Below are 12,714 nucleotides of genomic sequence, written 5' to 3' on the forward strand. Positions count from 1 at the left end.
ATCCCGACCGGGGATACCCCACAAATGGGGTATCCCCGGTTGGTCGTTCCTAGGGCGGTGGTGTCGCCGGTAAGGTGGCCTGCGCTGCCCATTCACCCCGGGAGCCCCACGCGGGGCACTCAGGGCGGCAGTTGACCGTTAAGAATTCGTCCTCAGTCGGAATCTCAGACCATCACCCTTGACGCAGTTGCGCGGGGGGTCGCAGGAGGCACCGTGCTCACCGCGTTCGCCCGGGCGTTCAAGACGCCCGACCTGCGCAAGAAGCTGCTCTTCACGCTCGGCATCATCGTGGTGTACCGGCTCGGTACGCACATCCCCATCCCGGGTGTCGACTACCGGAACGTCCAGACCTGTATCGACGCGGCCCAGGCGAACCAGGGCCTGTTCGGTCTGGTGAACATGTTCAGCGGCGGCGCGCTGCTCCAGATCACGGTCTTCGCGCTCGGGATCATGCCGTACATCACGGCGAGCATCATTCTGCAGCTGCTGACCGTGGTGATCCCGCGCCTGGAAGCCCTGAAGAAGGAGGGGCAGGCCGGCACGGCGAAGATCACGCAGTACACCCGTTACCTGACGGTCGCGCTCGCCATCCTCCAGGGCACCGGCCTGGTGGCCACCGCCCGCAGCGGCGCCCTCTTCCAGGGCTGCCCGGTCGCGAGCCAGATCGTCCCGGACCAGTCGATCTTCGTGACCATCACCATGGTCATCACCATGACCGCCGGTACGGCCGTGGTCATGTGGCTCGGTGAGCTGATCACCGACCGCGGCATCGGCAACGGCATGTCGATCCTGATGTTCATCTCGATCGCCGCCACCTTCCCCTCCGCCCTGTGGGCCATCAAGGAGCAGGGCAGCCTCGCGGACGGCTGGATCGAGTTCGGCACCGTCATCGCCGTCGGCCTGGTCATGGTCGGCCTGGTCGTCTTCGTCGAGCAGGCCCAGCGCCGGATCCCCGTCCAGTACGCGAAGCGCATGATCGGCCGCCGTTCCTACGGCGGTACGTCGACCTACATCCCGCTGAAGGTCAACCAGGCCGGTGTGATCCCGGTCATCTTCGCCTCGTCGCTGCTGTACATCCCGGCGCTGATCGCGCAGTTCTCCAGCGGCACCTCGGGCTGGAAGACCTGGATCGAGGCGCACCTCGTCCGCGGTGACCACCCGATCTACGTGACGCTGTACTTCTTGCTCATCGTCTTCTTCGCGTTCTTCTACGTGGCCATCTCGTTCAACCCCGAGGAAGTCGCGGACAACATGAAGAAGTATGGTGGCTTCATCCCGGGCATCCGGGCTGGCCGACCGACCGCTGAGTACCTGAGCTACGTACTCAACCGGATCACCTGGCCGGGTTCGCTGTACTTGGGTCTGATCGCTCTCGTACCGACGATGGCGTTGGTTGGTTTCGGGGCAAACCAGAACTTCCCGTTCGGCGGGACGAGCATCCTGATCATCGTGGGTGTCGGTCTTGAGACGGTGAAGCAGATCGAGAGCCAGCTCCAGCAGCGCAATTACGAAGGGTTCCTCCGCTGATGCGAATCGTCCTCGTCGGGCCGCCGGGTGCTGGTAAGGGCACACAGGCAACCCGCCTTGCCGAGAAACTGCGCATCCCGCACATCTCCACGGGCGACCTGTTCCGCGCCAACATCAGCCGGCAGACCGAGCTCGGAAAGCTCGCGAAGTCCTACATCGACGCCGGTAATCTCGTCCCCGACGAGGTCACCATCGCCATGGCCAAGGACCGCATGGCGCAGCCCGACGCCGAGGGCGGCTTCCTGCTGGACGGCTTCCCGCGCAACGTGTCGCAGGCCGAGGCGCTGGACGAGCTGCTGAAGAGCGAGGGCATCAAGCTGGACGCGGTGCTCGACCTCGAGGCCCCCGAGGACGAGGTCGTGAAGCGGATCGCCGGGCGGCGCGTCTGCCGCAAGGACTCCGCGCACGTCTTCCACGTCACCTACAGCCCGCCGAAGCAGGACGGCGTCTGCGACCTCTGCGGCGGCGAGCTGTACCAGCGCAACGACGACTCCGAGGAGACCGTCCGCACGCGCCTGGAGGTCTACCACACGCAGACCGAGCCGATCATCGGCTACTACCGGGCCCAGGGCCTGGTGGTGACCATCTCCGCGACGGGTCCCGTCGACGAGGTCACCGGCCGGGCGCTGGAGGCGCTGAAGAGCGGCCAGTAGTCCGTCCCGCCGCCCGCACAGCCGCGGTTCCCCCCGAGGGACCGCGGCTGTGGCGTGGGCGGGGTCCGTGCCGCCGCCCGCGCGGCACCCGGGCGGCTCGCGCCCTTATCGTTGGAAGCGTTCGCACTCCTCCACTGGTCCAGAAAGGCCGTCGTCCCCATGGTGCAGATCAAGAGCCCTGAGCAGATCGCCAAGATGCGCGAGGCGGGGCTGGTCGTCGCCGCCATCCACGCGGCCACCCGTGAGGCCGCGGTGCCCGGGGCGTCCACCAAGGATCTGGACCAGGTCGCCCGCAAGGTGCTCGCCGAGCACGGCGCCAAGCCGAACTTCCTCGGCTACGGCGGCTTCCCCGCCACCATCTGCACCTCGGTGAACGAGGTCGTGGTCCACGGCATCCCGTCCGACGACGTGATCCTCAAGGACGGGGACATCATCTCCATCGACTGCGGCGCCATCATCGACGGCTGGCACGGCGACGCCGCCTACACCGCCTTCGTCGGCTCGGGTCACTCCCCGGAGCTGGTCGAGCTCTCCCGGGTCACCGAGGAGTCGATGTGGGCCGGCATCGCGGCCATGAAGCAGGGCAACCGGCTGGTCGACATCTCCCGCGCGATCGAGACGTACATCCGCCGCCAGCCGAAGCCCGGCGGCGGCAAGTACGGGATCATCGAGGACTACGGCGGCCACGGCATCGGCACCGAGATGCACATGGACCCGCACCTGCTGAACTACGTCGACCGCAAGCGCGGCAAGGGCCCGAAGCTGGTGCCCGGCTTCTGCCTGGCGATCGAGCCGATGGTCTCCCTCGGCACCCCGCGCACCGAGGTCCTCTCCGACGACTGGACGGTCATCACGACCGACGGCACCTGGTCCTCCCACTGGGAGCACTCGGTCGCCCTCACCGAGCAGGGCCCCCTGGTCCTGACCGCCCCCGACGGCGGCAAGGCCAAGCTGGCGGAGCTGGGCATCACGGCCGCGCCGGACCCGCTCGGTTAAGGATCTCCCGCAGCGGGCAGGATCTCTCGATTCGTGTTTCCGGGGCCGCTGACGTAGACTGACTCGTCGGCTCTGGTGCACCCGCATGTCCGCATGTGGTCACGGTGTACTGAAGAGTCGATCAAGGTAGTCGATTCGAAGGGCGAAGCGTGGCCAAGAAGCAAGGTGCCATCGAGATCGAGGGCACTGTCGTTGAGTCTCTGCCGAACGCCATGTTCAGGGTCGAGCTCCAGAACGGCCACCAGGTCCTGGCACACATCAGCGGCAAGATGCGCATGCACTACATCCGCATCCTCCCTGACGACCGGGTCGTGGTGGAGCTGTCTCCGTACGACCTGACGCGTGGCCGGATCGTCTACCGGTACAAGTAGATCTTGCCCGCTCCCCGGCCCGCCGGGGTGATGGCACTGACCCGGAGAACCTCACACCCATGAAGGTCAAGCCGAGCGTCAAGAAGATCTGCGACAAGTGCAGGGTGATCCGCCGTCACGGCCGGGTCATGGTCATCTGCGACAACCCGCGCCACAAGCAGCGCCAGGGCTGACCGCAGCACTGATCCACCCTCTGCGCCTCCCGCAGACTTCGCGCGACGCGAGCAACACACGTTCATACGCAGGACCCGAGCCGCACGGCTCGACACCCCCGGCTCGGAGGCCGGGGACCCGGCCCGTACCTGGTACGGCGGGCGGGGATCCGGTTCTGTGGAAGACCTCCGACAACCAACTGGAGCCATTGAATGGCACGCGTTTCCGGTGTTGACATCCCGCGCGAAAAGCGCGTGGAGATCGCCCTCACCTATGTGTTCGGCATCGGCCGGACCCTTTCGCAGCAGACGCTGGCCGCCACCGGCGTCGACCCGAACACCCGCGTCCGCGACCTCTCCGAGGAGCAGCTCGTCGCGATCCGCGAGTACGTCGACAACAACATCAAGACCGAGGGTGACCTCCGTCGCGAGATCCAGGCCGACATCCGCCGCAAGGTCGAGATCGGCACCTACCAGGGTCTGCGTCACCGTCGCGGTCTGCCCGTCCGCGGTCAGCGCACCAGCACCAACGCGCGTACCCGCAAGGGCCCGCGTCGCGCCATCGCCGGCAAGAAGAAGCCGGGCAAGAAGTAGTCCTCAGCGGACTTCGCCGTCCAGCGGTCTTCGCTGTAGGACCGACCACCTCCCGTAGGAGTACAGATGCCCCCCAAGGGTCGTCAGGGCGCTGCCAAGAAGGTGCGCCGCAAGGAAAAGAAGAACGTCGCTCACGGCCACGCGCACATCAAGAGCACGTTCAACAACACGATCGTCTCGATCACGGACCCGTCGGGCAACGTGATCTCCTGGGCCTCCGCCGGCCACGTCGGCTTCAAGGGCTCCCGGAAGTCCACGCCGTTCGCCGCGCAGATGGCTGCCGAGTCGGCCGCCCGCCGCGCCCAGGAGCACGGCATGCGCAAGGTCGACGTGTTCGTCAAGGGCCCGGGTTCCGGTCGTGAGACCGCGATCCGCTCCCTGCAGGCCACGGGCCTCGAGGTCGGCTCCATCCAGGACGTCACCCCGACCCCGCACAACGGCTGCCGCCCGCCGAAGCGCCGCCGCGTCTGAGGCACCGGCTTCCTGAGGTTCCGGGCGGTACGGCTCGCAAGGGCCGTATCGCCCGTACCCTTGCAGTACCCGCACTTTTCACCAGGTGCGGTTTCCGTCGGACGTCAAATAGCGGGCGTCCACGAAAGAAGGATCTGATCCACTCATGCTGATCGCTCAGCGTCCCTCGTTGACCGAAGAGGTCGTCGACGAATTCCGTTCCCGGTTCGTGATCGAGCCGCTGGAGCCGGGCTTCGGCTACACCCTCGGCAACTCCCTCCGCCGCACCCTCCTGTCGTCGATCCCCGGTGCCGCTGTCACCAGCATCCGCATCGACGGCGTCCTGCACGAGTTCACCACCGTGCCGGGCGTCAAGGAGGACGTCACCGACCTGATCCTCAACATCAAGCAGCTGGTCGTCTCCTCGGAGCACGACGAGCCGGTCGTGATGTACCTGCGCAAGCAGGGCCCGGGTCTGGTCACCGCCGCCGACATCGCGCCCCCGGCCGGTGTCGAGGTGCACAACCCGGACCTCGTCCTCGCCACGCTCAACGGCAAGGGCAAGCTGGAGATGGAGCTGACCGTCGAGCGCGGTCGCGGCTACGTCTCCGCCGTGCAGAACAAGCAGGTCGGCCAGGAGATCGGCCGGATCCCGGTCGACTCGATCTACAGCCCCGTGCTGAAGGTCACCTACAAGGTCGAGGCGACCCGAGTCGAGCAGCGGACCGACTTCGACAAGCTGATCGTCGACGTCGAGACCAAGCAGGCGATGCGTCCGCGTGACGCCATGGCCTCCGCCGGCAAGACCCTGGTCGAGCTGTTCGGTCTCGCCCGCGAGCTGAACATCGACGCCGAGGGCATCGACATGGGTCCGTCCCCCACGGACGCCGCCCTCGCCGCCGACCTGGCGCTGCCGATCGAGGAGCTGGAGCTCACGGTCCGGTCGTACAACTGCCTCAAGCGTGAGGGCATCCACTCCGTGGGTGAGCTCGTCGCGCGGTCCGAGGCGGACCTGCTCGACATCCGGAACTTCGGTGCGAAGTCCATCGACGAGGTCAAGGCCAAGCTGGCCGGGATGGGCCTCGCGCTCAAGGACTCGCCTCCCGGGTTCGACCCGACCGCTGCGGCGGACGCCTTCGGCGCCGACGACGACGCGGACGCGGGCTTCGTCGAGACCGAGCAGTACTAAGAGCTCGGGACCGACGGTTCGTTTTCGGCTGCCGGCCGGCTGTGGCTGGTCGCGCAGTTCCCCGCGCCCCTTCGGGGCGCGGGGTCTCCGACAGGCGACCGCCTGCTCGGATACTGACTCCGGTACCTGATACGGCCGGGGCAGACACACAGGAGAGTCACTATGCCGAGGCCCACCAAGGGTGCCCGTCTGGGCGGCAGCGCCGCGCACGAGAAGCTCATGCTCGCGAACCTCGCGAAGGCGCTTTTCGAGCACGGCCGCATCACCACCACCGAGGCGAAGGCGCGCAAGCTGCGTCCCTACGCCGAGCGTCTGGTCACCAAGGCGAAGAAGGGCGACCTTCACAACCGCCGTCAGGTGCTCCAGGTGATCACGGACAAGAGCATCGTCCACACGCTCTTCACCGAGATCGGCCCGCGGTACGAGAACCGTCCCGGTGGCTACACCCGCATCACCAAGATCGGTAACCGCCGTGGCGACAACGCGCCCATGGCCGTCATCGAGCTGGTCGAGGCGCTGACGGTGCAGCAGGCCGCGGTCGGCGAGGCCGAGGCCGCGACCAAGCGGTCCGCGAAGGACGCCGAGGCGGAGGCCGCGGAGACCAAGGTCGACACGGCCAAGGGCGACGACGAGGCTGCGGCCGAGGAGTCGAAGGACGCGTAAGCGTTTCTGGCGGGGCCTGTGCGGTCGCTTCAGTGCGGCGCCGTTGTGGCTTGTCGCGCAGTTCCCCGCGCCCCTTCAGGGCGCACCAGCGGGCCCGCTTCTTTTGAAGGAGCGGGCCCGCTTCGTTTTTGGTGGAGGGAGATGTCCGGGTGAGTGGTGTGGTGCGGGTGCGGCTGGATCTTTCCTACGACGGTTCCGAGTTCTCCGGGTGGGCCAAGCAGGCCGGGGGGCGGCGGACCGTGCAGGGGGAGATCGAGGACGCCCTGCGGACCGTGACGCGGTCCGCGACGACGTACGAGCTGACCGTGGCGGGGCGGACCGACGCCGGTGTGCACGCGCGGGGTCAGGTCGCGCACGTGGACCTGCCGCGCGAGGTGTGGGCCGAGCACCGGCCGAAGCTGCTGAAGCGGCTCGCCGGGCGGCTGCCGAAGGACGTCCGGGTGTGGGCGCTGAGGGAGGCGCCGGCGGGCTTCGACGCCCGGTTCTCGGCGATCTGGCGGCGCTACGCCTACCGCGTCACCGACAACCCCGGCGGCGTCGACCCGCTGCTGCGCGACCATGTGCTCTGGCACGACTGGCCGCTGGACGTGGACGCCATGAACGAGGCCGCCCGCGGACTGCTCGGCGAGCACGACTTCGCCGCCTACTGCAAGCGGCGCGAGGGCGCGACGACCATCCGGACGCTGCAGGAGCTGAGCCTCGTGCGCGGCGACGACGGGATCATCACCGCCACCGTCCGCGCCGACGCCTTCTGCCACAACATGGTGCGCTCGCTGATCGGCGCGCTGCTGTTCGTCGGGGACGGGCACCGCACGCCGGACTGGCCCGCGAAGGTCCTGGCGGCGGGCGTACGGGACTCGGCGGTCCATGTCGTACGCCCGCACGGCCTGACCCTGGAGGAGGTCGGCTACCCGGCCGACGAACTCCTCGCGGCCCGCAGCGCCGAGGCGCGCAACAAGCGGACGCTGCCGTCGGCCGGCTGCTGCTGACGCGCTCCGATCGGCGGGGTCAGCCGACCGCCGCCGCCGACGCCTGCGCCTCACCCCTGCGCCGGATCTGACGGTACGTGAACTCCTGGAGGTCGTCGCCGGTCTTGAAGACGGCCTTGTCCTTCTCCGTCACGTCCTTGCCGCTGGTGAAGCCGGCCAGCGTGAAGTAGGCGTAGCGGCCGTAGGCGTTGGTGGTGGAGCGGCAGACCGCGCCGACGCAGAAGTCCTTCACCCCGCCGCCGGACAGCGACTTGACGATGCTTTTCGCGTCCGCCTGCTGCTTGGCCTTCGTCGCCTGCGCCTCGGTCGCGAAGACCGCCACGCCGACCGTCACCGCCACGCCGTCCCGGCTGTAGGTGACGCGGATCAGCCGCGTGCAGTCGTTGCCGGTGAGGACCTTGGGGAGCGTGGCCTTCGCCGCGGACGCGCAGTCCTTGGTGTCCGCCGTCGGGCCCTTCTTGTAGACCGTGTCTCCCATGGTCAGCTGTGTGCCCGGGAACAGGATGTCGGGGCTCAGCGGAGCCTTGTCCTTCTGGGCGCTGGCGACGAAGTCCTTCGGGTCCAGCGGGGGCGGCGCGCTCGTCGGCTCGAACGACGGGACCGTGCCCGTGGGGCTCGGCAGGTCGGAGACGCCGGGCAGCTGGGACTCGGTGCCCGGGGAGGCCTGGTTCGAGCCGCCCGCCGACACGACGGCGACCGCCACCGCGGTGCCTATCGCCACGGCGGCGAGTGCGCCGCCGCCTATGAACAGCAGCCGGCGCCGCTTGGCGCGCGCCTCGGACGCGTCGGCGAGCGCCGCCCAGTCGGGTGACCCGCCGGCGCTGCCGCCGCTCCACGGCTGCTGGGAATTCGGTTTCCAGGGATCCCACTGCTGTGAGGAGCCCCCCTGACCAACGCTCATGGGGCGCATCTTAGACGGGGCAAGGGGTGTGCTGGTCCGCCTCAACGGGCCCGCGAGGGCCTAGCGTTGCGTCCATGGCGACGGGCAAAAGCGACATCTCCGGGTGGTTGGTGCGCCCCGCGGGCATCGGCTGGTGGGCCGGACTCGTGGCGGTCCTGGCCGCGCTGACGACCCATACGGTGCTGGTGACCTCGGACGGAGGCATGGACAACGGCATCGTCGTGGACGCGGCGCGCACCTGGCTGGACGGCGGATCGCCGTACGACGACGAGCACTTCCTCTATTTTCCGAGCGCGGTGATGGCGGCCGCCCCGCAGGCGCTGCTGCCGCGGTCCGTGCTGGACGTCCTGGTGCCGGTGGCGGTCGTCCTCGCCCTCGCGCTGGGCTGGGTGTGCGCGCTGCTGCTGCACCGGGTGCCGCTGCGCAGCAGGCTCGCCGTGCTCGGCCTGCTCGGGCTGGCGGCCGGGTTCGCGCCGTTCGCGCAACTGGTGCGGCTGGGCAACTGGACGGTGACGGCGGTGCTCGCGCTGCCGCTGTGCCTGCTGCTCGCGAGCCGGGGGCGGTGGGTCGCGGCGGGCGCGGTGATCGGGGTGGCGGTGGCGCTGAAGCCGCTGCTCGCGCCGATGGCGTTGCTGTTCCTCTTCGCGCGCCGGTGGGGGGCGCTCGCGCTGGTGGTGCTGGTGCCGGCGGTCTCGTCGGTGGTGGCCGCCTTCTTCCTGCCCGACCCCACCGGCTTCCTCACCCAGACCCTGCCCTTCCTCTTCACCGCCGACGACGCCTTCCTCCGGCTCTACGAGGCGGGTCCCGCGGCCGTGCTGCCCCGGCTCGGTGTGCCGCAGGCGTTGGCCCAGGCGCTGGCGGTGGCCGCCGCCGCGGTCGGGGTGGGGTGCGCGTACCGGCGGTGGCGGGGGCCGGGGCCCGAGCCGCTGCGGCTGGCGGAGACGTCCGCCGGGCTGATGCTGTCCGCGTTCCTGGTGTCGCGGCCCTCCTACAACCACTACCTGCTCGTCGTGCTGCCCCTGCTGCTCGCGGGGCTGCCGTACGCGGGGTCGGTGACCCGGCGGCCGTGGTTCTGGCTGGCGCTGGTGCCGCAGCTGCCGGGTGTGACCTGGCCGTGGCTGGAGTCGGGGAAGCGGCGGGCGTTCCGGGACGCCGTCACGCTGTGCGTGCTGGCGGGGACGGTGGCGTACCACGCGGTCCGGGGCGCGCGGGGCGCTCCCCGGGACGGGGAAGGGGCCGGTCGGGCGGCGGACGGGTGGCGTGCGGCCACGGAGGGCGCCGTACGGCCGTAAAATAGGGCGCGCCCACGGGCGGCGGGCTCGTTTTGACCCGTCCGGCCGAGCACGGGTATTCTGCGTCTCTGTTGTGTGTAGTGGCTTACTCATTCTCACGTGAGGGGCCCTTACACCGGTCCACCGGGCCGATGACCAGCGACCAGCACGCGGTTTGCGTCACCGCTGTGCGGTCAGGGCTGTCGTGATCGTCTTCGGTGACCTTGTCAGGACCATTCACTGAAGAAGCGAAGGCTACGAACCGTGCGTACGTACAGCCCCAAGCCCGGCGATGTGACGCGCCAGTGGCACGTCATCGACGCTCAGGACGTCGTCCTGGGCCGTCTGGCCTCCACTGCCGCCTCCATCCTGCGTGGCAAGCACAAGCCGATCTACGCGCCCCACGTCGACACCGGTGACTTCGTCATCATCATCAACGCCGACAAGGTGCACCTCTCCGGCAACAAGCGGACCCAGAAGATGGCGTACCGCCACTCGGGCTACCCGGGTGGTCTGCGCTCCGTCCGCTACGACGAGCTGCTTGCCAAGAACCCCGAGAAGGCCATCGAGAAGGCCGTCAAGGGCATGCTCCCCAAGAACACCCTGGGCCGTCAGATGCTCTCGAAGCTGAAGGTCTACTCGGGCGACCAGCACCCGCACGCTGCCCAGCAGCCGGTGCCGTTCGAGATCACCCAGGTCGCGCAGTAAGTCCGGCCACCCCCTAAGACCGAAGAGAATCTGAGGAGAATCGTGGCCGAGACCACTGCCGAGCAGCCGCTCGAAGAGCTTGACATCGACAGCTACACCACCGAGTCCGAGGCGCCCGTCGAGGGCGAGTACACCTCGGAGTCCATGGCGTCCCGCTTCGGCGAGCCCCAGCCGGCCGCCGGCCTGGGCCGTCGCAAGAACGCCATCGCCCGCGTCCGGATCGTCCCGGGCACCGGCAAGTGGAAGATCAACGGTCGCACCCTCGAGGACTACTTCCCGAACAAGGTGCACCAGCAGGAAGTGAACGAGCCCTTCAAGGTGCTCGAGCTCGAGGGCCGCTACGACGTCATCGCCCGCATCGCGGGTGGCGGTGTCTCCGGTCAGGCCGGTGCGCTCCGTCTCGGTGTCGCCCGTGCGCTGAACGAGGCGGACGTCGACAACAACCGCGGTCCGCTGAAGAAGGCCGGCTTCCTGCGCCGCGACGACCGTGCGGTCGAGCGGAAGAAGGCCGGTCTGAAGAAGGCCCGCAAGGCTCCGCAGTACAGCAAGCGCTAATCGCAGGGCGCTCGCGCGTACTCCGAACGCCCCGGCGGCACGCCATCGTGCTGCCGGGGCGTTCGTTTATTCACTGGCGTGGGCGTATAACGGCACAAGGCGCTCAAACGCTAATGTGATCGGATGGTCGGGCGGTGACGCCGAGGTGTACGCCCGGTGCGCGTTCCCGTGACATGGGAGCCGGGGTCGTTCCGCGACCGTCGAACACAGCAGAAGCTCAGCTTTGTCAGTGGCAGGACCCTGGAGGGCTGTCGATACTGACGCATCCTCAGGAGGACAAGTGGGACGACTCTTCGGCACGGACGGCGTGCGCGGTGTCGCCAACGCGGATCTCACGGCGGAGATGGCGCTCGGCCTGTCCGTCGCCGCCGCGCACGTACTGGCCGAGGCGGGCACGTTCGAAGGGCACCGGCCCACCGCCGTGGTCGGACGGGACCCGCGCGCGTCCGGGGAGTTCCTGGAGGCCGCCGTGGTCGCCGGGCTCGCCAGCGCGGGCGTGGACGTCCTGCGGGTCGGCGTGCTGCCGACGCCGGCCGTCGCCCATCTCACCGGTGCGCTCGGCGCCGACCTCGGCGTGATGCTCTCCGCCAGCCACAACGCCATGCCGGACAACGGCATCAAGTTCTTCGCCCGCGGGGGGCACAAGCTCGCCGACGAGCTGGAGGACCGGATCGAGTCGGTCTACGAGGAGCACCGCACCGGTGCGCCGTGGGACCGGCCCACCGGGTCCGGGGTCGGGCGGGTGCGGGACTACGAGGAGGGGGCCGACACGTATGTCGCCCACCTCGTGGACGTGCTGCCGAACCGGCTCGACGGGCTGAAGATCGTGCTGGACGAGGCGCACGGGGCGGCGTCGCAGGTGTCGCCCGAGGCGTTCCGGCGGGCCGGGGCCGACGTCGTGACGATCGGTGCCGAGCCGGACGGGCTGAACATCAACGACGGGTGCGGGTCCACGCATCTCGCGCAGCTGAAGGCCGCCGTCGTCGAGCACGGGGCCGCGCTGGGGATCGCGCACGACGGTGACGCCGACCGGTGCCTGGCCGTCGACCACACGGGGGAGGAGGTCGACGGGGACCAGATCCTCGCCGTGCTGGCGCTGGCCATGCGGGAGCGGGAAGCGTTGCGGTCCGACACGGTGGTCGCCACCGTGATGTCGAACCTCGGGTTCAAGCTCGCCATGGAGCGGGAGGGGATCCGGCTCGTCCAGACCGCGGTGGGTGACCGGTACGTGCTGGAGGAGATGAAGCAGCACGGGTTCGCCCTGGGCGGCGAGCAGTCCGGGCACGTGATCATCCTCGACCACGCGACGACGGGTGACGGGACGCTGACGGGGCTGCTGCTGGCGGCGCGGGTCGCTCAGACGGGGCGGCCGCTGCGGGAGCTGGCGTCGGTGATGGAGCGGTTGCCGCAGGTCCTGATCAACGTCCCTGACGTGGACAAGTCGCGGGTGAAGACGTCCGCGGAGCTGGCGACGGCCGTGGGCGAGGCCGAGCGTGAGCTGGGGGAGACCGGGCGGGTGCTGCTGCGTCCCTCGGGCACGGAGCCGCTGGTGCGGGTGATGGTCGAGGCGGCCGACATCGACCAGGCGCGGTCGGTGGCGGGGCGGCTCGCGGATGCGGTGAAGTCCGCGCTCGGCTGAGGTCGTGTGCCTGCGGCGCTGCCCGGTGAGGGGTGAGGTCGCGCCCACGGCGGGGT

At 69.2% G+C, this 12,714-nt stretch carries 15 protein-coding genes; 14 read left to right on the forward strand and 1 reads right to left on the reverse strand.

All coding sequences use genetic code 11. From position 1 onward, the window contains the following. The first annotated feature begins 213 nt into the window (after positions 1–213). The 10 genes from secY (at position 214) to truA (ending at position 7,584) form a co-directional block, all read left to right on the forward strand. The gene (secY, locus tag ACP7TJ_RS19675) at positions 214–1,527 is read left to right on the forward strand and encodes a preprotein translocase subunit SecY (RefSeq protein ID WP_093767503.1); all 1,314 of its coding nucleotides are present in this window, start codon (positions 214–216) and stop codon (positions 1,525–1,527) included. Further along, positions 1,527–2,180 (forward strand): adenylate kinase, encoded by a 654-nt coding sequence (locus tag ACP7TJ_RS19680; RefSeq protein ID WP_093767502.1) that lies wholly within the window; start codon positions 1,527–1,529, stop codon positions 2,178–2,180. Before secY ends, ACP7TJ_RS19680 begins: the two co-directional genes overlap by 1 nt. 159 nt (positions 2,181–2,339) lie before the next feature. Further along, the gene (gene map / locus ACP7TJ_RS19685) at positions 2,340–3,176 is read left to right on the forward strand and encodes a type I methionyl aminopeptidase (RefSeq protein WP_093767501.1); all 837 of its coding nucleotides are present in this window, start codon (positions 2,340–2,342) and stop codon (positions 3,174–3,176) included. Between the two features lie 149 nt (positions 3,177–3,325). Beyond that, positions 3,326–3,547, forward strand: a complete 222-nt coding sequence (gene infA / locus ACP7TJ_RS19690) for a translation initiation factor IF-1 (RefSeq protein WP_004927214.1) — start codon at positions 3,326–3,328, stop codon at positions 3,545–3,547. Positions 3,548–3,606: 59 nt separating this feature from the next. Next, complete coding sequence (gene rpmJ / locus ACP7TJ_RS19695; protein WP_003974245.1) at positions 3,607–3,720, forward strand: 50S ribosomal protein L36; 114 nt, start codon at positions 3,607–3,609, stop codon at positions 3,718–3,720. A 192-nt stretch (positions 3,721–3,912) separates the two neighbouring features. After that, positions 3,913–4,293, forward strand: coding sequence for a 30S ribosomal protein S13 (gene rpsM, locus ACP7TJ_RS19700; protein ID WP_004984507.1), 381 nt, complete (start codon positions 3,913–3,915; stop codon positions 4,291–4,293). A 66-nt stretch (positions 4,294–4,359) separates the two neighbouring features. Continuing rightward, on the forward strand, positions 4,360–4,764 hold the full coding sequence (rpsK, locus tag ACP7TJ_RS19705) for a 30S ribosomal protein S11 (protein ID WP_003956432.1): 405 nt from the start codon (positions 4,360–4,362) through the stop codon (positions 4,762–4,764). A 145-nt stretch (positions 4,765–4,909) separates the two neighbouring features. Then, the gene (locus ACP7TJ_RS19710; RefSeq protein WP_003966937.1) at positions 4,910–5,932 is read left to right on the forward strand and encodes a DNA-directed RNA polymerase subunit alpha; all 1,023 of its coding nucleotides are present in this window, start codon (positions 4,910–4,912) and stop codon (positions 5,930–5,932) included. A 162-nt stretch (positions 5,933–6,094) separates the two neighbouring features. After that, the gene (gene rplQ, locus ACP7TJ_RS19715; RefSeq protein ID WP_093767500.1) at positions 6,095–6,595 is read left to right on the forward strand and encodes a 50S ribosomal protein L17; all 501 of its coding nucleotides are present in this window, start codon (positions 6,095–6,097) and stop codon (positions 6,593–6,595) included. A 131-nt stretch (positions 6,596–6,726) separates the two neighbouring features. After that, on the forward strand, positions 6,727–7,584 hold the full coding sequence (gene truA / locus ACP7TJ_RS19720; RefSeq protein WP_425937857.1) for a tRNA pseudouridine(38-40) synthase TruA: 858 nt from the start codon (positions 6,727–6,729) through the stop codon (positions 7,582–7,584). A 19-nt stretch (positions 7,585–7,603) separates the two neighbouring features. On the opposite strand, the gene ACP7TJ_RS19725 is transcribed toward truA, so the two are convergent. Next, on the reverse strand, positions 7,604–8,485 hold the full coding sequence (locus ACP7TJ_RS19725; RefSeq protein ID WP_427764224.1) for a hypothetical protein: 882 nt from the start codon (positions 8,483–8,485) through the stop codon (positions 7,604–7,606). Positions 8,486–8,559: 74 nt separating this feature from the next. On the opposite strand from ACP7TJ_RS19725, the gene ACP7TJ_RS19730 reads away from it, so the two are divergent. The 4 genes from ACP7TJ_RS19730 to glmM all read left to right on the forward strand — a co-directional run bounded on the left by ACP7TJ_RS19730 (position 8,560) and on the right by glmM (position 12,658). Continuing rightward, positions 8,560–9,777: a glycosyltransferase family 87 protein gene (locus ACP7TJ_RS19730; RefSeq protein WP_401406900.1), complete on the forward strand. Its 1,218-nt coding sequence runs from the start codon at positions 8,560–8,562 to the stop codon at positions 9,775–9,777. A gap of 243 nt (positions 9,778–10,020) precedes the next feature. Next, positions 10,021–10,464: a 50S ribosomal protein L13 gene (rplM, locus tag ACP7TJ_RS19735; RefSeq protein ID WP_019526965.1), complete on the forward strand. Its 444-nt coding sequence runs from the start codon at positions 10,021–10,023 to the stop codon at positions 10,462–10,464. A 42-nt stretch (positions 10,465–10,506) separates the two neighbouring features. Continuing rightward, positions 10,507–11,019: a 30S ribosomal protein S9 gene (rpsI, locus tag ACP7TJ_RS19740; protein ID WP_006130761.1), complete on the forward strand. Its 513-nt coding sequence runs from the start codon at positions 10,507–10,509 to the stop codon at positions 11,017–11,019. Positions 11,020–11,299: 280 nt separating this feature from the next. Beyond that, positions 11,300–12,658, forward strand: a complete 1,359-nt coding sequence (glmM, locus tag ACP7TJ_RS19745) for a phosphoglucosamine mutase (RefSeq protein WP_093767496.1) — start codon at positions 11,300–11,302, stop codon at positions 12,656–12,658. The last annotated feature ends 56 nt before the right edge of the window (positions 12,659–12,714 follow it).

This window comes from Streptomyces sp. DSM 41931 (genome assembly GCF_050271085.1).
In the GTDB taxonomy this organism is placed as follows: domain Bacteria; phylum Actinomycetota; class Actinomycetes; order Streptomycetales; family Streptomycetaceae; genus Streptomyces; species Streptomyces albogriseolus.